Genomic DNA, 24,126 nt, shown 5'->3' with positions numbered 1-24,126 from the left:
CCGAGAACCAACAGCAGCTTTCGAGGAGTCTCGGGCGTTCGTCCGGTGTTTTTCGATAGTGAGCTTGTGGAGTATAAAACATTCCGCCTCATTTGCTTTTAAACACCACGCCAATGCTTCCGGGTTAACTTGTTTATATACCTCTCCTGAATTTGATTCGTTTTTCAGGGAGGGGGGGAATGCTGTATTGCCAACATAAATTTTAAAAGACTATTTTTTTGTTTGTCTATTTCAAGTATTATATAATATAGCCATAAGCGAGGAAAAAACCTCATTTGGAGGGAATATTTTGCAAATAGCGGCAATAGACTTTGAAACGGCGAATCGTTACCGTACCAGTGCTTGTTCCATCGGAGTCGTCATCGCTGATGAGAAGGGCATTATAGATGAATATTACAGCTTGATCAATCCATTGATGGAATTTGATTCCTTCAATACGTACATCCACGGCATCAATGAACAGGACGTATTGGATGCTCCGACTTTTGACGAACTGTGGCCCGCGTTGATTCCTTACCTGTCCGGCCGATTAGTCGTCGCCCATAACGCCAGCTTCGATATGAGTGTACTGCGGCAGACCCTGGACCGATACGCACTGACTTATCCTGAGTTTGACTATCTCTGTACAGTGACCATGTCCAAAAAGGTTTGGCCGGAATTGCCGAATCATAAGCTCCATACAGTAGCAGCACATAATGGAATCGAGTTCTTTCATCACAATGCGCTCGAAGATGCCAGAGCTGCAGCATTACTGATGGTAGAAGCGATCAAGCACCAACAAGTTGAGGACCTCGACGCGTTGGCGGCTTTGCATGGTTGTAAGAAGGGCAGGGTTTACGAGCGTGGTTATTTTCCGCCTAAAACTCAGACCAAACGGCGAAAGTCTGCTAAACGGTAAGGTCTATTCATGCAGAAACAGGCAGCCACTGGCTGTCTTCTTTGTTTTAATTATAAGGGATTCGTTATTTAGCTATAAGAGGGTGGAGCAATGGAAAAATATTTAGCTTTTGACATAGGTGGAACGTTTATAAAATATGCTGTGATCACGGAAGATGGAGAGTTAGCGGAGAGTGGCAAAACGGCAACCCCGGATGCCCTTGAAGGATTGATCGGTTTCATCGTGGATCACGCGAAGACCCGCGATGAAACTGCCGGGATTGCAATAAGTGCTCCCGGAGCAGTTTCAGAGGAAGGGATAGTATATGGATCGAGTGCCTTGCCATATATACACGGGCCGAATATCAAACAGATGGTTAAAGAAAAGACGAATTTGCCTGTGTTCATGGAGAATGATGCCAACTGTGCGGGGTATGCCGAGGTATGGAAAGGGGCAGCGCAGGGGAAACAGGACGTACTGGCGGTTGTCATAGGTACAGGAATAGGCGGAGCTGTTATTAAAAATGGTTCCTTGCACAAAGGCGCACATCTGCATGGCGGAGAATTTGGCTATATGCTTATACGACCCGAACTTTCCGAAGAAGATAACACATGGAGTGCAACAGCTTCTACTGCTGCTTTGGTCCGTATGGTGGCAGCTGCTAAACGAGTTAAAAGCAGTTCGTTGTCCGGTGAAAAAATATTTTCCATGGCTGAAAACGGGGATAAGGATTGTATAAATGCAATCGACCGATTTTACCATAATCTGGCTGTCGGAATCTATAATTTGCAGTACATATTCGATCCAGAGTTGATATTAATTGGTGGCGGGATAAGTGCCAGGTCCGATTTAACCGACCGAATCGATGAAAAAATAAAACAGATTCTCAACAGGATAGACATTGCCACTGTTGAGCCTAAGATTGAAGCATGTCACTTCAGGCAAAATTCGAATTTACTCGGAGCAGTTTACGGATTGATGAAGCAAATCAATCTTTCTCCCAATTGAAATAACAGATTACCACTAGGTAAATTGTAGGGATTTTCATGAAACTCGGTCGACAATTTGTTGACCGAGTTTTATGATACAGTACATCATAATGTGGTTATAAATGTACACGATATCCTGAATAGGGAAGGTGTAGAAAAAAATCCGGGGTTTGTCGCAGGGGATGAAAATTTTCTTAAAAGTGGGAAGGATTTTTTTCTTCAATCGTATTAGAACCGAAAGCGGCAAATGTGGAAGAAAAAGCTGATTCATGCAGCACCCTTGGTGAAACGTTTTCGACAGAGAGCGGATACTTTTTCTTATGGGATGCGTGCGTTAAGCTCGGACATTTTTACAGGAATAAATAAAAACTTGAAAATCATCAGAATATTATATAAAATATAATAACAACGTTGTTATTATAAAAGGAGAGGATTCCCTATGGAACGTTTTGTGAAAGCTGTAGACCAAAAAGGATATCGAGATATTTTTTCAGAGGAGTATGAGCTCTTGGAATATTTGGCATTTGGTAAATTGACACTGGACAAAGGGGAGACTTTTTCAGCAGACACCTCTTCTTTTGAAACTGCCTTAGTCATACTGACAGGAACGGCTACTGTCGAAACGGAAGGAGAAAAATGGAAGCATCTGGGTGGAAGAAAAAGCGTTTTCCATGGGAAAGCTACGACAGTATATGTCCCCTGTCAGTCTTCTTATCAGATAACAGCAGATACGGATGTTAAAATAGCGGTTTGTAAAGTCAAAGCCGAAAATAAATACCAGCCTTTCGTCGTACGACCGGAAGAAGTCGTCGTACATAAGCGAGGCGAAAAGGAATGGAATCGCACGGTAAATGACATTATTGCAGATAATGCAGACGGAAGAGTGCACCGAATGGTTCTTGGAGAGACAGTCAATGATGCTGGTCAATGGTCCGGTTATCCTCCGCACAAACATGACGGAGAATTTGCGCCGGAAGAACCTAATTTGGAAGAGATTTACCACTATCAAGTAAATCCGGAGCAGGGCTTCGGTGTGCAGCACCATTATACAAAAGACGGAAAAATCGACACAGCATATCCGATAAGACACGGTGACAGCTTTGCAATCGATATTGGCTATCACCCGGTTGGAGCTGCTGGCGGCTATCAAGTCTACTACTTATGGTTCATGGCCGGAGAATCAGGTCGGAATTTGAATCCTTATGAAGATCCTGACCACAAGTGGCTGCACGAGCAATAAGCAAAAAAAGCAAGGGATGAACAGGGAGGGAAAGGGATGCCTCCCTGTTTTGTTTGAGAGACTAAAAAGATGTAATTTCAGCGATGTCAGGCTCCGGCATCTGTCCCTTTCGGCTTTTTATAAATGCACCGTATAACCGGCCATCGTCCCATCTCTATAATAATTTGACCGTTATTAAATAGGCAAGCAGTAATGAGAAAGGAATGAAAAAAATGGCTGGAAACCAAAAAATCGACCGTCTGCGTGATTTATTAGCCTCTACGGCAAAAAGCGGTTTATTGCTTACTTTGCAAAAAAACATTTCATGGCTGGCAAACGGACGTAGTTTTATCAACACAGCATCAGAAAAATCACCGGCAAGTATTCTTGTTACAAAAACAAGAGTGGGGTTATTTGTAAACAACATTGAAGCAGACCGACTGATTGAAGAAGAATTTGATCTGGAATTCGATTACCTTGAAGTGTTTCCCTGGTATGAACCAAATCAATTTGAATTGCTTGTATCCAAGTATATTGCCAAGCAAGAGATTTTACTTGATCTTCATGTCGAAGAACAGTTATTGCAAATGCGCACCATATTGATGGAAGAGGATAGAGAAGAATTTCAAAAGCAGGGAGTGCTGACTGGTGAAGCGATTGAACAAGTCGCTTTTGAACTCAACCGGGGGGAAAGTGAGTATCAACTTGTCGGACGTCTTGCCAAATGCTGTCTCGAAAGGGAATTGGAACCGATTGTGAATCTGGCAGCGGTAGATGGTCGCACCTTCAAGCGTCGGCACCCACTTCCGACCTCCAATCGATTGGACCGTTATGCCATGTTGGTTGTTTGCACCAGAAAAAAGGGGAAGATAGTATCCGCATCCCGTCTTGTTCACTTTGGTGAACCGTCCGACACTTTGAAAGACCGGCACCGGGGAGTAATTGCGGTAGATTCCCGTTTGATTGCAGCCACTGTACCGGGCGCTGATTTTCAGGACTTATATGAGGTGATGCAGACTGCGTACAGCGATGCTGGTTATCCGGAAGAATGGAAATACCACCATCAGGGTGGTCTGTCTGGATATAATACAAGGGAAAAACTGCTTTTGCCAGAAAATGCGGAAATGATTGTGGAGACGGGACAGGTGTTTGCCTGGAATCCGAGTATTTCCGGAGTCAAATCGGAAGACACCATCCTTGTTGGTGAAAAGGAGGCAACAATTGTTACACATACCGGAGAATATCCGATGTTGGAAGTGAAAGCAGGGACTAAAGTCGTTGAACGTCCGGATATCCTGATTCGTTGACTAACCGGGAATGGAGAGAAACAGGAAAGAAAGGCGGCTTGAAGTGAATAAATCTTCTCAACGATTCGGCTATAAGCAACTGGCAGGTTTTTTTATCCCGCTTGGTTTTTCGGCGAGCTTGACATCAATCACCCATGTGATCATAAATGGTACGTTAAGCAGGGGAGATCATGCAACATTTATCATAGCCTGTTATGCAGTGGCCTTCTCGCTCTTCGGAATTGTTGAACGCCCGGTCATCGTGTTCCGGCAGACATGTTCTGCTTTGGTGAATGACAGGCTGGCATTCCGGAAGCTGAGGCTGTTTATGGTCTCGATACTGGCCGTCATCATCGGATTAAGTATGACAATGGCTTTTAGCTCGATTGGCGACTGGGTATATATTCATCTTTTCCATGCAGACCAGAATATGGTACATACCATTTCAGAAGCTTTTACTGTCATTTCCCTGGTAATTATCTTTTCGGCGATCCGCGGTATTTATCAAGGAATAATCATCAATCACTTGCAGACAAAGTGGCTTACCATCGGAGTCGTCATCCGTCTGGTGGCTATGTTTGTCATTGCTTATTTGTTTGTCGCGTTCGATTATGTAAAAAGCGTCACCGGTTCGATCATCTTTTTGGCAGGAATGATTATGGAGTGTGGGATCAGTGTCTGGAAAGGGAGACAAATTTTGGGCGAACATTATCCAAAACAGGTCCAGCACCTTACAATAAAAGAGATTTTTCAATTTTACATGCCGTTGGTCTTTTATTTTCTCATCCAAACGATTTTGATTCCTGTCATTTATGTGTTCTTGGCAAAAACGGAAAACATAGAAGTGGGCATTGCCTCCTTTGCGCTTGCCTATAGTATTACCCAGATGTTATTGAGTTTCTTTATGTATACGCACCAACTTGTCTTGCAATTATACGAAACGAATAAGCAGAAGGTGATCCGGTTTATGGCAGCAGTCAGTTTACTGCCGACACTGTTTCTTTTGCTGCTTTGTTATACAACCGCTGGTTACTGGTTCATGGAAACGATCATGGGGGCAAATGGTGATCTGGCCGAGTCGACCCTGCTGGTAATGAAATTTTTCATCATTAAAACGCTTGTATTCCCGTGGGTAGACTTCTTGAACGGATTCCTTATGTTGCACCGGCAAACGAGAAAAATGCTCATTGCCCAGCTAGTCAATTTAATCACCGTCGTAATGAGCATATGGCTGTTTGTCAGGCTTTATCCTGAATGGAACGGCATCAGTGGGTCTTTGGCCGCATCGGCAGGGGAATTCACCGGCCTTATTATGGTAAGCATGATCATTTATCGAATGACGAGGAAAACAAAACGGCAAAAACAGGATTGTAAAGCTGGGTAAAAATAAGAGGATTCCCGCTCTCCTGTCCAATGAAAGATGCTATAATAATAGAAAATGTAAACGCTTGACAGGGGGATGTTATGCGATTTCGTCCTTTTTACAGCAGCATAAAAATAAAAAATAAGATATTTTCGATTTCCTTACTGCTTTTATTGATTTTTTGCATAATCGGAATGATTACTTACCACTATTTTACCAAACTATACGAAGAACGGATCTATCAAGAGTCTGCAGATATGCTGCAATTATCTTCCACTGTCATCGATGAAGAACTAAAAAAGATCGAGAATCTCACCTTCCAAGTCAGCACAGATTCTCTTGTCCAGGAATATATGGAGACAATTAACGAGCGAAAGCTGGGATTTGAAGATTATAAAACGAAGGCAAACTTGTTGGAGCGTTTGCTTATCTTTGCTTCAAGCGAAAGATACATATCTTCCATTCAGGTAATCGACCGGTTTGGGGAAAAGTACACGACTGGTTATGATACAAAAATAGAAAACGACGCGGAAAAAATACGCAAGCTTGTTTATGCATCCCAGGGTTCCAATACCTGGTCCAAAATAGAAGGGGAAAATGGAATATCGGCAGCAAGGCTTATCCGGAGAAAGGAAAATGTCAGTCTAGCCAACATGGGTATCCTTATCGTTTCTATAGACATGAACAAATTTGTCGACCAAACTCTGGATTTTTCTAAAAATAAAAATTTCTTCGTAACCAATGGGGAAGATATTTATTATCAAAACAAGGAAAACGGGCTGGATGTACAAAACTTGCCTGACCACATAAATGACAACGGTTACAGAGTGATGGATTTTTCCGGGGAAGATTTTTTACTCACTTATAAGCATTCTCGTTTTTCCAAGCTCACTTATTTTCATTTACTACCATTCAACGATATTACCAAACAGTCTCAAACCATCAAACGGATTATGATCATTTGTTTTTTGTTCATGCTTACACTGACAATCTTGCTGAGCAGGAAGGCGGCAGAGAATATTTCTAAACCTTTGGAGGAGTTATCTGCAAGGATGAAGCAAGTTCAAGAGGGTGACTTCGAAGAAAAAGCTACCGTTCCGGAAAAATACTATAATGATGAGGTAGGCCAGCTCCACGTCAATTTTCGTTCGATGCTGGACAAAATCAATCAACTCATTAAAGAAAACTACACCAAACAATTGATCATCAAGGAAACAGAATATAAAGCGCTCCAGGCACAAATCAACCCTCATTTTCTATACAACACACTAGATTCAATCAACTGGCTCGCCAAGATCAACCAACAAGAAAAGATTTCGGTCATGGCTGAAGCGCTTGGTAATATGATGCGGAACATAATCAGCAAGAAAGCTCCGATGATTACCATTAAGGAAGAATTAGAGATTGTTGATAATTATATAACGATTCAAAAGTACCGTTATGAAAACAGATTGGAATTTACCCTTAGCGCTTGGGAAGAATATGAGGATTGCCAAATTCCAAAATTGACGATCCAACCTATAGTCGAAAATGCCATTCAGCATGGATTGGAAGAAATGATTCAACCATGCCGGGTAATCATTCGCTTTAAACAAGTGGATAACAATTTGCAAATCATGATTGAAGATAACGGTCCGGGAATCGAAGAGAGTAAACTGGATGGTATTTATAAAGGGGAAATCCGCTCGAAAAGCTCGGGAATTGGTCTGAAAAACATTAATGAGCGCATCAAGCTGATGTTTGGCGAAAATTACGGCATAGCGATTGAAAGCCAAATGAATCAGGGGACAAAGGTGAAAATATTAATTCCGAATATGGCGGGGTGAGGGGTTTGTATCGTGTACTGTTGGTCGACGACGAGATAAATATTCTAGAGGGGATTGCCGCATTGGTCGACTGGTCTGGTTGTAATACATCATTACAGGTAAAGGCATCGAATGGCCGGATGGCTTATGATTTGATCAGGAAAAATCCACCGGATATCGTGATTACAGACATCAAAATGCCGGGAATGAACGGAGTGGAATTGATTCAGCAGGTACACCGTCTGTACCCAGAGATCCGTTTTATCGTTTTGTCCGGCTATGACGAATTTGAATTTGCCAAAACAGCAATGGAATGTAACGTCAAGCACTATTTGTTAAAGCCGAGCAATGAAAAGAAAATCGAGGATGCACTTAAGGAAGTAGTGGCTGATCTGGATGAACAAAATCAAAAACGCGATTTTTTGGAAAAAATGAGAAAACATTTGCAAACAGTATTACCAAAAGCGAAAGAACAATTTCTGAAAGACTTTATCACCAATAAAAGCTACAGTATTCAGGATTGGGAAAACTACAGTCAAATGTTCGGTTTGCAAACAACTTCCAAATTATTCCGTCTATTGGTGTTGATGGTGGATGGCGCACATGAATACGAACAGCAATTCGCTTTGAAAGAAATGGTCACTGAACGGATGGGTGAATTTCAGTCGGTTCCGCTGTCCACAACCATCGGAGAAAGGATTGTCCTTATGCTGGAGGACATGCCGGCGACCGAATTATCCATATATTTGAAAGAAATGAAAAAGGCGTACAAAAATTTCTACCAAAAGACGTTTACCACGGCGATAAGTAACTCAGGGACTATCAGTGAACTGAGGATGTTATACAATGAAGCGATCAATTGCCTGACACAGCGTTTTTATCTTGCCGATGGCAGCATTATTACTGTCCAGGACATAGGGGAAGCAGACAATGCAAGATTTAAAGACTTGCAATACGATCACGAAGATTTGCTGCTGGCGGTCCGTGGTGGCAATACAGAAGCGATGCGGCATTATTTGAATGATTTTTTCGGAGATATCCACAGTCGAAAGCTTGAGGCGGGTTTGGTGAAATCCCATTGCTTGGAATTATATATGTCCATCATTAGACAAGCGGACCAGCAAGCAATGGATCGATACTTTCAACAAATTATCATATTTCAGCAATACAATCGTTTTTCGGAAATAAAGCAATATATATGTGAAATTGCAGAAGAAATCACCGCTTACCATTATGAGCGGACAAGACAAACCCAGACAACCATCATTAGCAGGGTGATCGACTATGTGGAAACCAATCTTGCCGAGCAGGAAATGTCGCTTTCGCAAATTGCTGCTGATGTGCTTTATATGAATCCGGACTATTTGGGAAAACTGTTCAAGAAGGAGAAGGGTGAACGCTTTTCGAATTTTTTGATTAACCAGAGAATGGAAAAAGCCAAAAAACTGATTGAAGAGACAGATCAGGTCAAAGTCTTCGAAGTAGCAGAAGCGGTGGGTTTCGGCAACAACCCCCGTTATTTTGGACAGGTTTTCAAAAAACATACCGGAATGACTCCTACCGAATATAAAACACATTCATTAAATTAGGGCTGGACCAGCAACGGATCAGCCTTGATTTTTTAAATCGCAAATTTGAATGCTTGTCACCTTAACGCAAACACTATAAAAGCGATCCAGGATTTCCCTGACTACTTTGAACCAAGTAAATCCATCGTTACAGAAAATATCCTCGCTTTTCCAAGGCCATGCCTCCCCTACCGGAGTCTTCGGATACTCCCTCTGCTCTTACCAGCTTTCTGTTTTGAATGAGGATACACTTAATTTTTTTGATTCATTTGGTACTACAGCAGAATGCTACACTTGCCGCAACGCAGACATTCACTCAGCGTAAATCGGAGCAAAGAATAGTTTCGCTCATATCTATGTTCCATTTCATCTTTTGCGTTTGCAATTTCATTAAAAAAATAATCATATCTGTTTTTTGTACATAAATGTCTGAAAATTTTATTTTTTATATTCGATGCTTGCATTATGATGGAATCAAGCTATAGAAAGCGCTTTCAAACACAAAGGGGAGATGTAGAAATGAAGAAACGCTTGTTGTGGAGTTTTTGTTTGGGGTTGGCACTGATTTTGTTCTTATCGGCATGTTCAGGCTCGGATGAAGCGTCTGGAGAGGGTGGAAGCGACGACAATGGAAAAGAAGGCGATCAAGTGACCCTTAGGATGACGTGGTGGGGTTCTCAAAGTCGACATGACCAAACACAGGAAATCATCAAAAAATTTGAAGAGGAAAATCCGGACATCAAGATTGATGCTGAATTTACAGGATTTGACGGCTATTTTGAAAAAATGGCAGCACAAGCAGCAGGTAATAATCTGCCGGATATCATGCAACAGAACTTCGGAGAATACCTCAATCAATATGCAGACAAAGGACTGCTTGCAGACTTGTCCGAATACGTGGAAAGCGGTCAAATCAATGTCGAAGGTGTAAGTGAGACGGTAATGGAATCAGGTAAGAAGGAAGGGAAATTGCTGGGGATACCGACGGGCACAAATGCATTAACAGCTTTTTATAACATCGATATGTTGGAAGAAGCAGGCGTGGAGATACCAGATGAAAACTGGACATGGGACGATTATGTTGCAACAGCAAGAAAAGTACATGAAGAGACAGGTGAATTCGGTGCAAGATTGATGGAACCTAAAAATTTATTTGAATATTACTTGCGCGAAAAAGGCCAGAAGCTTTTCAACGAAGACGGCACTGCCTTGGGCTATGAGGACGATCAGCTGCTTACCGACTACTTCACGATGAACAAACAGTTGGTAGATGAAGGTGTAGCTCCTGGTTACGATACCATCCAGCAAATAAAGGGGTCGAGGATGAATTGATTGTCCACGGAAAAGCACCTTTCGATTTCAGGTGGTCCAACCAGGCAACCGCATTGACCAGTGCAGCGGGGGATCGTAATTTGGAAATGACGTTGCTGCCAGGTACGAACAATACAGAAGGAATGTATTTGAAACCCGCCATGCTATGGTCTGTCAGTGAAAATTCAGAGCATAAGGAAGAAGCAGTACGTTTTATCGATTTCTTCACCAACAACATTGAGGTTTATAAAATCGGCGGTTCGGACAGAGGTGTTCCGATTAAAGAAGACATCCGTAACCAGATGGCAGATGATTTGAGCGAGACGGACAAAAAGGTCTTCGATTATATTGAATTGGTGACAGAAAACAGTTCACCGATCGATTCCAATTTCCCGCCGGAATCTTCTGAAGTGTTAGCTGCATTGGAGGAAGTGGATGAACTTGTAATGTATGGAGAATTGTCTCCAGAGGAAGGTGCCACTCAATTTAGAGAGAAAGCCACAGCGATTTTGAACAGATAAGATAAGAAGGATGGCCCTGAGCAGGTGATCAGGGCCATTTTCATGATATAAATCGTTCACTTCCGGTCCTGCCGGATAATAGCACGTTATGTTCTTTTTCTTCGATAAACCACAAAAAGAGGTGAGGGCAATGTTACCGAAAAGAGAAGAGCAAGCCACAACAACCGTACCCAAGGTGTCTCCCAAACCAAAACATAAGCAAATGGAGCCGCTCAAGCCTGCCCGGCGCAAGGTGAAGAAAGACAACCATAACACTACTGGTTATTTATTCATTTCACCGTTTTTGCTGGGATTTTTTACGTTGACTATCTTTCCGATCCTTTACTCCTTGTACTTGTCTTTTACTGATTATGACCTGATGGGCACACCCAGCTGGATCGGGCTTGATAACTATGTACGAATGTTCACAGATGATCCAACCTTTTGGAAATCGATGAAAGTCACCTTTTTTTATGCAGGAATTGCCGTTCCGATTCGTCTTGTTTTTGCGCTCTTGGTAGCGATGGCTTTGAATAAAATCGTTGAGATGGTCGGACTGTACCGGACGCTTCTCTATTTGCCGTCTGTCGTAGGGGGCAGCATCGCCGTATCGATTATGTGGCGACAACTTTTCGGGAATGACGGGGCAGTCAACTCAATTTTAGGGGCATTGGGATTGCCGACCCATTCCTGGCTTGGAGATCCTGACACGGCAATTTGGACCTTGATCGTACTGTATGGCTGGCAGTTTGGTTCGTCGATGTTGATTTTTCTTGCTGGTCTTCGCAACATACCGAAAACGTATTATGAAGCTTCCAGTGTCGATGGCGCCGGTCCGGTCAAACAATTCTTCATTATCACCATTCCGCTGCTGACACCGGTCATTTTGTTCAATACAATCATGCAGGTAATCCAGGGATTCATGGCCTTTACACCGAGTTTTGTCGTGACCAATGGCGGTCCGGTCAACAGTACGTTGCTATATGTCCTGTACATGTACCAGCGTGCGTTTGAATACTTTGACATGGGATATGCCTCGGCTATGGCTTGGGTGATGCTTGTCATTATTGCCATTTTCACTGCATTGATTTTCAAAAGTTCACCGCACTGGGTGCATTATGAATCGGACAATAAATAAGGAGAGGAGAAGTTGGGCATGAAAAATAAAAAATGGAAAAAGATAGCACAGCATACCATCATGATTATTTTCACGCTGATCATGATTTACCCGCTTGTATGGATGGTCAGCAGTTCCCTTAAGGAGAGTTCCAGTGTGTTTGTCGACGCCCATTCCCTGATACCCGACGGCTGGCATTTTGAAAATTACATCACCGGCTGGAAAGGTTTTGGCGGAATCTCCTTCAGTACGTTTTTTGTCAATTCGGCAATCATTTCGGTGGTGGCTACTATCGGGAGTATTTTATCCTCGACGTTGATTGCCTATGGCTTTGCAAGGGTGAAATTCGCAGGGAAAAATATTTGGTTTGTTTGTATGATGCTGACGATGATGCTGCCATTTGAAATGGTGATGATTCCTCAATACATCATGTTCAACAAATTTAATTGGATAGATACTTACTTGCCGTTGATTTTGCCGACATTCTTCGGAATCCCGTTTTTTATCTTTTTGATCATGCAGTTTATCCGCACCATACCGACAGAACTTGATGAAGCAGCGAAAATAGATGGATGCAATACGTTTCAAATTTTCTATCGCATTATTGTCCCGTTGATTGTTCCTGCTATGATGACTTCGGCGATTTTCTCCTTTTATTGGAGATGGGATGATTTCATGGGGCCGTTGATCTATTTATCTACTCCTGAAAAGTATCCGGTATCCCTGGCGCTGAAACTGTTCTCAGACCCCAATTCTGTAACGAACTGGGGGGCGATGTTCGCCATGTCGACGCTTAGTATCGTGCCTATTTTCGTTATTTTCTTCCTCTTCCAACGTTACATTGTCGATGGTATCAGTACAAGTGGATTAAAATCTTAAGCTAAACAAAAGGAGAGATTTGTGGTGGTGACAACCAATCAAACAAAAAGCATTGATCAATTAAAAACTCCATTGGCCTGGGCAAAGGCCGCCTGTGATTCCCTTATGGCTGCCTATAAACCCTCCGAATTGCCGCCTGACGGCCGTTGGCATTACCATCAAGGCGTGTTTTTGGAAAGTATGCGCCAGCTAAAAGGACGAACTGGCGGTGAAGACTACCAACAATATATAAAAGCCTATGTTGATTATAACATCGATGAAAATGGAAACTTTTTGTGGAATCGCAAAGAATTGGATGCCATCCAGGCTGGTTTGTTGTTGTTCGAACTGGATGAACAAACCGATGATCCACGTTATCGGATAGCTGCCGCCAAATTGCGAAACATGTTTCCGACCTTGAACAGGACTTCGGACGGCGGTTTTTGGCATAAAGATGGCTATCCTTATCAAATGTGGCTGGATGGCCTGTACATGGGTGGCGTTTTTGCCATGAATTACAGCAAAAAATATAATGAGCCGGAACTGATGGAAATGGTTTTGGAACAAGAGCGGTTAATGAGGAAACATACGAGGGATCAACATACCGGTTTGTATCATCATGCTTGGGATGAGAGCAGACAGCAGCCATGGGCAGATAAAGAGACCGGGAAATCCCCTGAATTTTGGGGAAGAGCCATCGGCTGGTACGGCATCACTTTTAATGAAATGCTTGATTTTCTACCACAGAGTCACGCCTCTAGAATCGAATTGTCTTCTGCTTTGCGCGATTTGGCGGTAAGCCTGATTGGTTATCAGGATGAAGAAACGGGGCTGTGGTACCAAGTGGTCGATAAACCGGGCCATCCAGGCAACTGGATGGAAACGTCATGTTCTGCTTTGTTTGTGTACACGATTGCCCGAGCTATTCGGGGAGGCCATCTTGATGAAAGTTATTTGCCATCTGCGGTTAAGGGATACCGAGGTTTGATCGGGCGTATGAAATTTGACGAAAATGGACGGTTCATCATGCCGGAAATATGTATAGGAACAGGTGTGGGAGACTATCAGCACTATATCGATCGGCCGAAAACAGAAAATGATTTACATGGTGTCGGTGCCTTTGTTCTTGCCAGTATTGAAATGCAAGAACTGTTACCGACTTTGTAATCAGCGGAAGTGGAGGAAAAAACATGAGGAAATTTGCCGTATGCGGGATCAGTAAACGTGCCATGGGCATGTTTATTAAACCGATGTTGGAAAGTTTCGCAGCTACGAGTAAGCTGGCAGCTTTGCTTGATATGGATGCAAAGCGATTTGCTGTCTGTAAAGGGGAATTCCCTGAAATAGAACATGTTCCAGAGTACAGGGACTCGGAATTCGATAAGATGATAGACGAAACGAAACCGGATGTCATCATTGTGGCTAGCAGGGATGATACCCATGTGGACTATATTTTGAAAGCATTGGAAAAGGACATAGACGTGATTACAGAAAAGCCGATGACGACCACCGCGCTGGATAGCAAACGAGTTATGGACGCGGAAGCTCGAAGCGATGCAAAGGTTACGGTAACGTTCAATTATCGTTATAGTCCTTACCATATGCGTATCAAAGAATTGATCATGGCTGGCAAGGTAGGACGTGTTACTTCTGTAGATTTGAATTGGTATATTGATACGTATCATGGTTCGAGTTATTTTCAACGTTGGAACAGGATGAGAGAATTTTCCGGTGGTCTTTCCATCCACAAAAGCTCCCACCATTTTGATTTAGTGAACTGGTGGCTTGGTCAAAAGCCAGTGGAGGCTTTTGCTTTTGGAGCGCTGAATTATTACGGTCCGGAAGGGGAGCACAATCCATTGATGGAAGATGGCAGGTATTGCAAGACCTGCAACGTCAAGCATGATTGTGGCTATTATATGCGTTGGAATTCACGAAGCAACAGTGTAATTGTTCAAGATGATCATATTGATTCAGATGAAGCGAGAAAAGATACTTATACCAGTTACCGGCCGGACCAGTGTGTGTTTGATTCTGAAATCAATATTGAGGATACCTACACTGCGACGGTGAAGTATGATAAAGGAGCGCTATTAAGTTATTCAATCAACTTTTCTTTGCCATATGAAGGGTATCGACTGGCCATCAATGGAACAGAAGGGCGGATAGAAACCACTGAATTTCATGCCCCTTCGAGGGTGCCTTTTCCAGTACCGGAACAAACGATAGAATATTTCCCATTATTCGGGTCAAAGGAAACGATTCATGTAGTGAAAAGGGAAGGAGGGCATGGTGGAGGCGATCCAATCATCCAAGAGGATATATTTATGGGAGAAGATCCAAAAAGGCCTTATACCATTTTATCCGGCAGCCAAGATGGTGCGTATGCTGTAACACTCGGGGAAGCAGTTTGGAAATCGGCAAAGGAAAACAGGCCGATTCGTATAGAAGAGCTGTTGAACCAACAAACGATAAACAGTTAGCAGGGCAGCAGACCGGCGAAAATAGGAACAGGGAAGAAACAGGGAGGGTTCACTATGCAGGTAGGAAGGTTATTGAACGGCGTTATGGCATTTTGTAAGTGGGTAACCCATTTTGCCATGCTCCATTTACTATGGATAGGTTGCACTGTCCTCGGCGGAGTCGTTTTCGGACTGGCGCCAAGCACAGCGGCGATGTATGCCGTCGCCCGCAAACATATGCTCACGGAGGATGCGCCGCTTTTCCAGGCGTTCTGGAGCGTTTACCGACAGGAATTTTTACGGGCAAACGGGCTGGCATGGCTATTGGCAGGAATAGGAGCTGTTTGGTATTTTGACCTTCATTTTTTCCGGCAGTTTGAGGGTTGGTTTTACTCGCTGATGAATTACATGATGATCATGACAGGTCTAATATATATGATTATGTTGTTGTATATTCTTCCTGTATTTGTGCACTATGATATGAAAATCCGGGGGTATATCAAACAAGCGCTGATAATTGGGTTTCTTCACCCTGCCAACCTTGTGTTAATGCTTGTCGCCGGTTTATCGTCCTACTACTTTTTCATTTATTTCCCTGGTTTGATTCCCCTGTTCGGTTTAACCGTGTTTGCTCATTTAAATATGTGGCTGTCACTGAAATGTTTTGACCAAATCGAGGAAACAAAACTGTCTGAGACGATAGCTTCATAGGGAGAATTTTGTATGATGGTCTGACGGAGGACGACTCCTTCAGACCATGTTTTTTGCTTAGTGGTCAAGAATCGAGAATGTTTTATCGATAGAGATAGCTGGTTTTCAACAGGGAAACCCAGATCAAAAAGAAGCAATAATAGGTGGTTCGCTTATGGAAGTTATTTTTATATTTTTAAATATCGTCCTTCCTGTTTTCATTCTTATTGGCATAGGAGCATGGCTGCACAAGCTGTTTACCTTAGACCTTTATACACTTGCCAAGCTTAATATATATTTTTTGAGCCCGGGATTCGTCCTGATCAATCTATACGAATCCGAATTTTCTCTTCATATCCTCTGGGAAGTGTTTTGCTTTTTCGTTTTATTTATCGCGGGGTTGTATCTTATTGTCAAAATGATTGCCAAAATAGGAAGATATAGAAAAAGCGTAGAAGGAGTGTTTACAAACAGTGTCCTGCTTTACAATTCCGGGAATTACGGCATTCCCGTCAACGATTTGGCCTTTCAACATAATCCGCTTGCTGCCACGATTCAAGTGATTGTCATGACCTTTCAAAATGTATTGTCCTATTCCTTCGGTATCTTTTCGTTGAAGGCGGTCAGCGAAGGGCGGTTGAGGGCTTTGCTCGGTTTGTTGCGCATGCCGGCCATCTATGCAATGTCAGTGGGTATTTTGTTGAATGTCCTGGAAGTGGACCTGCCTGTTTTCTTGTTTAAACCGGGAGAGTATATAGGTGACGCCATGATTGGAATGGCTTTGTTGACCTTGGGAGCACAAGTGGCACAACTGACATTCCACCCCAAGCTAATGATTGTTTATGTCAGCTTGGCAGTAAGGCTGGCTCTGGGTCCCGGGTTAGCGGTTCTTTTGATATGGTGTCTTGGTTACGAGGGACTGCTTGCCAAGGCGCTCCTCGTCTCATCAGCAATGCCAAGCTCGGTGAATAGCGCAATAATCGCCCAAGAATACAAGAACGAACCGGAGCTTGCGGCACAGACTGTTCTTGCTTCGACGACACTCAGTATGTTTACGGTGACGCTCACAATCTATCTTTCCAACTTGCTTTATTGAAAGGGAAACCTTTAAAGGTGTATGTTCGGCCATTCCATGATCCAGGTGAAAGCTGTCATCACAGGATCAAGGTAACAGGGGGATTTGGTATAAACCTTGCCGGGGTGGAAGGCCCCGGAGAGATTTCGCAGAGCGCTGCATAAGGAAGCTTACCAGTCGCCTGCGAAAACACAAGGTATTTCCGCAGCGGTGGATTTGCACTATCCTGATCACGTGACAAAGGTCTGTCCAGTTTTACAGCATCAGTGTAAAACGTAAAAAGTACAAAATCTGCGAAAAACCTATTAAAAAGAGATAGCCTCTCGTGCTAGTTTTAGCTTTCTATCAAGAAAAGCTTTTGAGACTTGTCGTTGTTCTGGGGTATTGGCGGCTTCCATAATAATATCCACTTCAGGCTTATAACGTTGAAGCAACTGAAAATACAAGTCATAGTTGAGTTGCCCCTTTCCCGGAGGAACTGTGACAATCTGCCCTTGTTCGATGATTCTGTCTTTTGCATGACAGGCGATAATCCGGCTTCCCACTCGACTGAAGGCATGTTCGATAACTTCATCCTGTCTGAAGAAATTATCGGACGTGAGCAAGTTTCCGGGATCTAAAACGACGCCTAAGTTGCTCGCGGGTAATTGTGCCATCATTCTCTCGAGTGTATCGATATCACCGATCAAGTGATCATTCGCTGGTTCGATTCCGATGAAAACGCCATGTTTCTCTGCTTCAGCTAAAAGAATTTCCAGGCTCTCTTGTAACACCCTCCAATCATCGGAAGTGAAGCCGCCCGGCATTTTTCCTACTTCTGACTTCTGCTGCCACAACGCAGCAGTCGAAGAGAGGCGCAAATCGAATCAGTTCTTTGAACCTTTCCAGATTTTCGTGGCGTTTTTCCAGATCCCTCTCATAAAGATGTAAGTAGCAGGCAAGTACCGAGATAGAAATCCGGTGTGCAGCGAATGCAGCTTTGATATTTCTTGCCAGGCCTGGACTTAAATATCCCGGGCGTTGGAAATCTGGAGAATCGATCGCTTTCCACAAAGCAAGCTGGACATGGGAAAACCCTTCTTTTCCTGCTGTTTCAGCCAAATCATCATATGGTTGTTTTCCCAGTAGATGTGCTAATACTCCTACACTCATCACGTCACCCCACTAATTTAATATATTAAAAGATGGTGAAAGGTAATCAAGCAATGGAATCTCCATTTTCTTCATGTTTTTGCAGACCAGATTGGCGATTGTTATTGCTCCTTGTTCGTTAAAGTGCGTGTTGTCTTGTAATCCGTCTGGATAATTCTTAGACTCGCCTTGTTCTATCCACATGAACAATTTTTTTGAATCTTTATGACCGAGTGCTTCCAACAGTGCCGTAGTTTCTTTCGTTAAATCGATTAACGGGACTGATTCCCGTTCTGCCAAGGCACGCATAGCATCTGGATAATTTCCATGGGTGTCTTTCAAACTTCCGATTTCTGAAAAAATCCTACGCTGCACTGGGGTCAGTAAAACAGGGCAGGCTTGCTTTTGCCTGGCGACCGCAATATACTGTTTCAAACAGTCTTGATAAGTAGTGAATGGATCTGTACGTCTTTCGGGGTCGGGCTTGTTATCATTGTGACCGAACTGGATGAACAGGTAATCGCCAGGATGCAGATCATTAGTTATTTCATTTAGTTTGCCTTCTGTGATAAAACTTTTGGAACTCCTGCCTCCGGCTGCCCGATTGATGACTTCAGCTTCCGATTTAAAGAAACGCGGAAGAGCCTGCCCCCAGCCTGCTTGTGGGGCTCGATCCTTTCCATAGTTACTTACAGTCGAATCTCCAGCCAGAAAAATTCGTACCCTATTCATGTTTATCCCTCCTCATCCAGTCGCCAATCAAGGAAACTGCCGGCAAGAACCGGATATTTTCAACTCGGGTTCCAAATAAATGGCTGATTCTAAAGGCTTTTCCTCAATGGCTGCCATCAATGCTTCTGCGAGCTTTTCGGCAACAGTATCCAGCGGTACACCGACGGTCGACAAAGATACTTCCATTCCTTCGTTTTGAGGAAGATTATCGTAACTGATAATGGAAATGTCCTCTGGAATTCGCAAGTCCTGCTCATGAAAAGCGCGCAGGATACCTTTTGTCAAATCGTGGCTTCCGCTGACAACCGCAGTAGGCAATTCATGCTGTTGCACCATGTTTTTTACTGCGGCATACCCGTCATATTGTTCCAGTCCAGATACTTGAATCAACCGTCCGGTTACCGGTAGCGAAGCGGAAGAAACAGCCGATTGGAATCCACTTACTTTGTCGGCTTGCAGTCGGTCTTTATCTTGCATATCACCTACATAACCGATGTGTCGATGTCCCATCTTAATCAAGTGCTCGACTGCTGCTTTGATGGCCTTATGGCGGTTGGCATCAATGACCGGATATGGCGTATTGCCGCTGGCAATGCCATAAGTAACCATTGGCACCAACGTATCCAGGTCCGTTTGACTGGTTCCTTCTTCGAAAGTGAGAATCGCGTCGACCTGATACCTGTTAAAGGTCTTCACAGCGTCCTCTAATTCATTGATGGAAATCAAGGTCGTATAGGATAACTGCTCCAATTGTTTGTTCAACCTCGTGACCAATGCAGCATGGGCGGCCCGCTCAATTGTCGGCCAGACAACGCCGATGGTATGTGACCTTTTCGATACAAGGCTGCGGGCTGCGGCATTGGGTTGATATCCTAGCTGCTCTGCCAACTCGATAATGCGTTTTTTGGTAGGTTCTTTCACCAGGGGACTGTCCCTCAATGCCTTAGAGACGGTGGAGTAACTGACCCCTGCAGATTTTGCTATATCTTTAATCGTGACGCCCATGAATGTTCCTCCATTATGATCAGAATGTATACCAAGTATATAACGGCAGGGTGCAGGAGACAACGAAGCCAAGATACGGAAGAAGGCAGCCAGCCACCAGGCTCCCATTGACAGAATATTCGTTGCACTCTATAATAATAACAACGTTGTTATTATTTTTCAAATTAATCATACAGGAGGTTAAACATGCGTGAGTCCACTATCGTGATACATGAGCGTGACAATGTAACAATAGCCCTTCGGGACTTGACTCCGGGAGAATCCATTATAATCGAAGGGGAAGAAATCATTGTCCAGCAGGCAGTCCGGGCTGGACATAAACTCGCAAGAAAACCTATACCTCTAAATGAAAACGTTGTCAAATATGGTTATCCGATTGGCAAGGCATCCAGCCCGATTGAAATCGGAGAGTGGGTGCATACCCATAATGTCGAGACTAATTTGTCGGGGACATTGGACTATGAATACCAGCCGACAACAGATAAAGTAACGAGTCAGGGACAATCGGAACGAACTTTTCAAGGTTATGTAAGAAAAAATGGAGAAGTCGGCATCCGAAACGAGATCTGGATCATCAACACAGTCGGCTGTATTAACAAAACAGCAGAAGTCGTGGCGAAAATGGCCAATGAACAGCACAAAGATGAACAAATTGACGGAGTTTTTCACTTTTCGCATCTATTTGGCTGTTCCCAGCTTGGAGATGATTTGCATAATACACAGAAATTATTGAGCAGTCTAGTGCATCATCCGAATGCGGCAGGTGTACTGGTAATGGGCCTCGGCTGTGAAAACAACTATATAGCTGAGTTTAAAAAAGTGATAGGGGATTTCGACGAAGACAGAGTCAAATTCATCAGTGTGCAAGAGACCACTGATGAAATCGAGCATTCCTTGGATTTGATTGATGAACTGGCTGATTATGCCCGTTCCTTCAAAAGAGAAACTTTACCAGTTTCCAAATTGAAGGTCGGACTGAAATGCGGCGGATCGGACGGCTTTTCGGGTATTACCGGGAATCCGCTGCTCGGCGCCTTCTCAGATAAGCTGATTCAGCAGGGTGGTGCTACCGTCCTGACCGAAGTTCCAGAGATGTTCGGGGCGGAAACAATATTGATGAGCAGAGCGAGAGACGATGAAACTTTCCATAAAATCGTCGATCTAGTCAATGATTTCAAGGAATATTTTTTGCGCCATGACCAGAATGTTTATGAAAATCCTTCACCTGGAAACAAGCAAGGCGGGATTACCACGCTGGAAGAGAAATCGTTGGGGAATGTGCAGAAAGGCGGATTCGGGGAGGTTGTCGATGTATTGCCATATGGAGAAAGGATGGCATCTGAAGGGTTGAATTTGCTCCAGGGACCTGGAAACGATTTGGTTTCCACAACAGCACTAGCGGCTGCCGGAGCACATCTTGTCCTCTTCACGACTGGCCGGGGAACCCCTTTTGGCGGTCCGGTCCCTACAGTGAAAATTTCCACTAATTCAGCCCTCGCCGAGAAGAAAAAGAACTGGATCGATTTTAACGCAGGTGCATTGGTAGAAGGAAAAAGCAAAGAAGAACTGACGGACGAATTTTTTGATTATATAGTCGAGCTCGCTTCAGGCAGCAAACAGACGAACAACGAAAAATTTGGTTTTAAGGAAATTTCGATATTTAAAGACGGTGTTATTTTATAGACGGACATTCAAAAGAGGAGGGAAAGCATGGGGGTCAAATTAAATTGTAGAGCCCTGGAGGAATCGTTTACTGATCAGACATACCGAAAATCTGACAAAAAACACCCGGAAAAAGTGCTGCAAATCGGGGAGGGGAATTTTCTCCGCGGATTTGTGGATTGGATGATCCACCAGATGAACAAACAAGGAATTTTCAATGGTTCCGTAGTGGCCGTTCAGCCAACCCCGCATGGGCGTGTACTTCCGAAACTTAAAGAACAGGATTGGCTTTATACCACAATACTTCGCGGTATTTCCGATGGAAGGAAAGTGGACGAAGCAGAAGTGGTTCCTGTTATTTCCAGAGGAATCAATCCTTATGAAGAATGGGGGCAAGTACTGGAAACGGCTGCATCTGAAGAGTTGGAATTAATCATTTCCAATACTACCGAGGCGGGAATCACCTATGTGCAAGAACCTTATCGGCATGATTCCTCGCCGATGTCCTTTCCCGGAAAGCTAACCGCTCTTCTTTACCATCGCTATCGATACTTTTCAGGTGACATAAATGCAGGTGTGCATATCCTTCCTTGTGAGCTGATCGAGGAAAATGGCGGAAAGCTTAAATGTATTGTTAAACAGATTGCAAGGGATTGGAATCTGTCTGAAGGTTTTTTACGGTGGCTGGAAACTGCCAATCGATTTTACGATACGCTGGTCGACCGGATTGTTACAGGATATCCAAAATCGAATGCGGCAGATTTTTCAAGTAAGCTCGGCTATGAAGATACCTTTCTTACAGTGGGAGAGCCATACCATTTATTTTGTATTGACGGATCTGAAGAGATAAAGCAAGTGTTTCCCCTGGATCAAGCCGGTTTGAATGTTAAATGGGGAGATATAGAACGATACAGGGAATTGAAGGTCCGTTTACTGAATGGGCCTCACACAATGATTGCTTCTGCTGGTTATCTGGCGGGTGCAGATACGGTGCTGGATGTCATGGAGGATGAAACGCTTCGCATGTTTGTCGAATGTGGATTTGATGAAATCGGTGAGACACTTCCTTTCGCCAAACAGGAAAAACTTGATTATGCCGAGGAGGTAAAACACCGGTTTTTGAATCCGTATAATCGACATTATCTTCAAGATATCAGTATGAATGCCGTGGCCAAATTCAAATCCAGACTACTTCCCACTCTCATCAAATACACTGAGAAAACAGGACGTATTCCCGAATCCGTGGTTCTAGCCCTGGCGGCCATTCTCGTCTTTTATCGTCCGGTACATATCAACGATACCGGGATTGTCGGCGTAAGGAATGGACAAAACTATCAAACTCGCGAAGGTGAGGTTGTCAGCAAGGCACTGGCGAAAAGTTGGGAAGAATACCGACTGGAAAAGGTCGGTGTCGAGGAATTTGTTTTTTCCGTTTTGGGGAACCGTGCCATTTGGGACGAAGACTTAAACGAAATAGAGCAGCTGACACAGACGGTCGGCAAATATGTCCAGCAAATCTTTTCTGTGGGGATGAAGGGTACAATATCGCAAATGCTTCAAAAAAGTTACTCTTCGTTATCGTGAATCGAGGGCGAAGGTGAAAATATGTCTTGTTATCCTTTCAATTCTTTGTTAAAATCATACTATATCGAACAAAAACGAACATAATGATACGGAACAAGAGAGGAGATTGGTTATGGGCGAACTATTCTCATTAAAAGGTAAAACCGCACTAGTGACGGGTGCAACCAGGGGACTTGGCCAGGGCATGGCCGTCGGTCTTGCAGAAGCTGGGGCAAACATAATCGGAACGGGGACAAGCGATTTGCGTGAGACCCAAACGAAAGTGGAAGCCGTCGGTCGAACCTTCCATGGTTTGAACAAAGACTTATCCCGCCAAAGGGCTGCAGTCGAGCTTGCCGATGAAGCGATTGAATTAGGAGGAACCATTGATATTCTCGTCAATAATGCCGGGATTATCCGTCGATCGGACTTGGAGGATTTTACAGACGAAGACTGGTATCAAGTAATCGATATCAATCAGCATGCAGTTTTTCAGCTGAGCAGGGAACTGGGACGGCATATGTTGGAGAATGGTTCAGGAAAAATCATCAATGTAGCTTCGATGTTATCCTTTCAGGGCGGCTTGAAGGTGCCTGCCTATACAGCTAGTAAGCACGCTGTTGCCGGATTGACGAAGTCATTCGCCAATGAGTGGTCGAGCAAAGGGATTAATGTAAACGCTATCGCTCCTGGATATATGGCCACGGATAATACAGCTCCAATTAGAGAAAACAGTGAACGTAACGCTTTCATTACATCGAGAATCCCGCAAGGCAGATGGGGAACCCCGGATGATTTAAAAGGTGCCGTGGTATTTCTTGCCTCGGACGCTGCCAATTATGTGAATGGCCATGTGCTGTGCGTAGATGGCGGATGGATGAGTTCATAAAAAATTAAGGAGAGGGGAAAAAGA

At 43.7% G+C, this 24,126-nt stretch carries 22 protein-coding genes; 18 read left to right on the top strand and 4 right to left on the bottom strand.

Annotation, left to right across the window (positions count from 1 at the left end):
* Positions 1–289: 289 nt before the first annotated feature.
* The 15 genes from ABVF09_RS01785 (at position 290) to ABVF09_RS01715 (ending at position 17,141) form a co-directional block, all read left to right on the top strand.
* Complete coding sequence (locus tag ABVF09_RS01785) at positions 290–898, top strand: 3'-5' exonuclease (protein ID WP_035426749.1); 609 nt, start codon at positions 290–292, stop codon at positions 896–898.
* Positions 899–988: 90 nt separating this feature from the next.
* Positions 989–1,885, top strand: coding sequence for an ROK family protein (locus ABVF09_RS01780; RefSeq protein ID WP_371068481.1), 897 nt, complete (start codon positions 989–991; stop codon positions 1,883–1,885).
* A gap of 420 nt (positions 1,886–2,305) precedes the next feature.
* Positions 2,306–3,106, top strand: coding sequence for a 5-deoxy-glucuronate isomerase (iolB, locus tag ABVF09_RS01775; protein WP_371068480.1), 801 nt, complete (start codon positions 2,306–2,308; stop codon positions 3,104–3,106).
* Between the two features lie 212 nt (positions 3,107–3,318).
* Positions 3,319–4,392, top strand: a complete 1,074-nt coding sequence (locus ABVF09_RS01770) for a M24 family metallopeptidase (RefSeq protein ID WP_026570620.1) — start codon at positions 3,319–3,321, stop codon at positions 4,390–4,392.
* 43 nt (positions 4,393–4,435) lie between these two features.
* Complete coding sequence (locus ABVF09_RS01765) at positions 4,436–5,755, top strand: multi antimicrobial extrusion protein MatE (protein WP_371068479.1); 1,320 nt, start codon at positions 4,436–4,438, stop codon at positions 5,753–5,755.
* An 80-nt stretch (positions 5,756–5,835) separates the two neighbouring features.
* Positions 5,836–7,560: a sensor histidine kinase gene (locus ABVF09_RS01760; protein ID WP_371068478.1), complete on the top strand. Its 1,725-nt coding sequence runs from the start codon at positions 5,836–5,838 to the stop codon at positions 7,558–7,560.
* Positions 7,561–7,565: 5 nt separating this feature from the next.
* Positions 7,566–9,128, top strand: coding sequence for a response regulator transcription factor (locus ABVF09_RS01755; protein WP_026570618.1), 1,563 nt, complete (start codon positions 7,566–7,568; stop codon positions 9,126–9,128).
* Between the two features lie 498 nt (positions 9,129–9,626).
* A complete protein-coding gene (locus ABVF09_RS01750; protein WP_371068477.1) occupies positions 9,627–10,439 on the top strand; it encodes an ABC transporter substrate-binding protein in 813 nt (270 codons plus the stop codon).
* Positions 10,436–10,939, top strand: a complete 504-nt coding sequence (locus ABVF09_RS01745; RefSeq protein WP_371068476.1) for a type 2 periplasmic-binding domain-containing protein — start codon at positions 10,436–10,438, stop codon at positions 10,937–10,939. Before ABVF09_RS01750 ends, ABVF09_RS01745 begins: the two co-directional genes overlap by 4 nt.
* A 202-nt stretch (positions 10,940–11,141) precedes the next feature.
* On the top strand, positions 11,142–12,056 hold the full coding sequence (locus ABVF09_RS01740) for a carbohydrate ABC transporter permease (RefSeq protein WP_035426839.1): 915 nt from the start codon (positions 11,142–11,144) through the stop codon (positions 12,054–12,056).
* Positions 12,057–12,074: 18 nt separating this feature from the next.
* The gene (locus ABVF09_RS01735) at positions 12,075–12,914 is read left to right on the top strand and encodes a carbohydrate ABC transporter permease (RefSeq protein ID WP_026570615.1); all 840 of its coding nucleotides are present in this window, start codon (positions 12,075–12,077) and stop codon (positions 12,912–12,914) included.
* A 27-nt stretch (positions 12,915–12,941) separates the two neighbouring features.
* A complete protein-coding gene (locus ABVF09_RS01730) occupies positions 12,942–14,060 on the top strand; it encodes a glycoside hydrolase family 88/105 protein (protein ID WP_371068660.1) in 1,119 nt (372 codons plus the stop codon).
* Positions 14,061–14,083: 23 nt separating this feature from the next.
* Positions 14,084–15,376: a Gfo/Idh/MocA family protein gene (locus tag ABVF09_RS01725; RefSeq protein ID WP_026570613.1), complete on the top strand. Its 1,293-nt coding sequence runs from the start codon at positions 14,084–14,086 to the stop codon at positions 15,374–15,376.
* A gap of 54 nt (positions 15,377–15,430) precedes the next feature.
* Positions 15,431–16,066 carry a YesL family protein gene (locus tag ABVF09_RS01720; RefSeq protein ID WP_371068475.1) on the top strand — a complete coding sequence of 212 codons (636 nt, stop codon included), beginning with the start codon at positions 15,431–15,433 and terminating at the stop codon, positions 16,064–16,066.
* 154 nt (positions 16,067–16,220) lie between these two features.
* Positions 16,221–17,141 carry an AEC family transporter gene (locus ABVF09_RS01715; protein WP_026570612.1) on the top strand — a complete coding sequence of 307 codons (921 nt, stop codon included), beginning with the start codon at positions 16,221–16,223 and terminating at the stop codon, positions 17,139–17,141.
* A 284-nt stretch (positions 17,142–17,425) separates the two neighbouring features.
* Here ABVF09_RS01715 and ABVF09_RS01710 read toward each other — a convergent pair whose 3' ends face one another.
* Genes ABVF09_RS01710 through ABVF09_RS01695 form a run of 4 tightly spaced genes read right to left on the bottom strand, consistent with a single transcriptional unit; the run spans position 17,426 to position 19,988 of the window.
* On the bottom strand, positions 17,426–17,926 hold the full coding sequence (locus ABVF09_RS01710; protein WP_371068474.1) for a sugar phosphate isomerase/epimerase family protein: 501 nt from the start codon (positions 17,924–17,926) through the stop codon (positions 17,426–17,428).
* On the bottom strand, positions 17,901–18,272 hold the full coding sequence (locus tag ABVF09_RS01705) for an apurinic/apyrimidinic endonuclease family protein (protein WP_371068473.1): 372 nt from the start codon (positions 18,270–18,272) through the stop codon (positions 17,901–17,903). Before ABVF09_RS01705 ends, ABVF09_RS01710 begins: the two co-directional genes overlap by 26 nt.
* A gap of 12 nt (positions 18,273–18,284) precedes the next feature.
* Entirely contained in the window at positions 18,285–18,983 is a 699-nt protein-coding gene (locus ABVF09_RS01700; RefSeq protein WP_026570610.1) for a rhamnogalacturonan acetylesterase, read from the bottom strand.
* 27 nt (positions 18,984–19,010) lie between these two features.
* The gene (locus ABVF09_RS01695) at positions 19,011–19,988 is read right to left on the bottom strand and encodes a LacI family DNA-binding transcriptional regulator (RefSeq protein ID WP_371068472.1); all 978 of its coding nucleotides are present in this window, start codon (positions 19,986–19,988) and stop codon (positions 19,011–19,013) included.
* A gap of 186 nt (positions 19,989–20,174) precedes the next feature.
* Between ABVF09_RS01695 and ABVF09_RS01690 the strand changes: the two genes are divergently transcribed.
* The 3 genes from ABVF09_RS01690 to kduD all read left to right on the top strand — a co-directional run bounded on the left by ABVF09_RS01690 (position 20,175) and on the right by kduD (position 24,102).
* Entirely contained in the window at positions 20,175–21,671 is a 1,497-nt protein-coding gene (locus ABVF09_RS01690) for a UxaA family hydrolase (RefSeq protein WP_371068471.1), read from the top strand.
* A 27-nt stretch (positions 21,672–21,698) separates the two neighbouring features.
* Complete coding sequence (locus ABVF09_RS01685) at positions 21,699–23,234, top strand: tagaturonate reductase (protein ID WP_371068470.1); 1,536 nt, start codon at positions 21,699–21,701, stop codon at positions 23,232–23,234.
* A 112-nt stretch (positions 23,235–23,346) separates the two neighbouring features.
* Complete coding sequence (kduD, locus tag ABVF09_RS01680) at positions 23,347–24,102, top strand: 2-dehydro-3-deoxy-D-gluconate 5-dehydrogenase KduD (protein ID WP_026570606.1); 756 nt, start codon at positions 23,347–23,349, stop codon at positions 24,100–24,102.
* The last annotated feature ends 24 nt before the right edge of the window (positions 24,103–24,126 follow it).

The sequence above is a fragment of the Sediminibacillus sp. JSM 1682029 genome (assembly GCF_041366435.1).
GTDB classification, from domain to species: domain Bacteria; phylum Bacillota; class Bacilli; order Bacillales; family Amphibacillaceae; genus Sediminibacillus; species Sediminibacillus terrae.
Note: the sequence above shows the minus strand (reverse complement) of the source record. Positions and strands in the feature narration are given on the sequence as shown.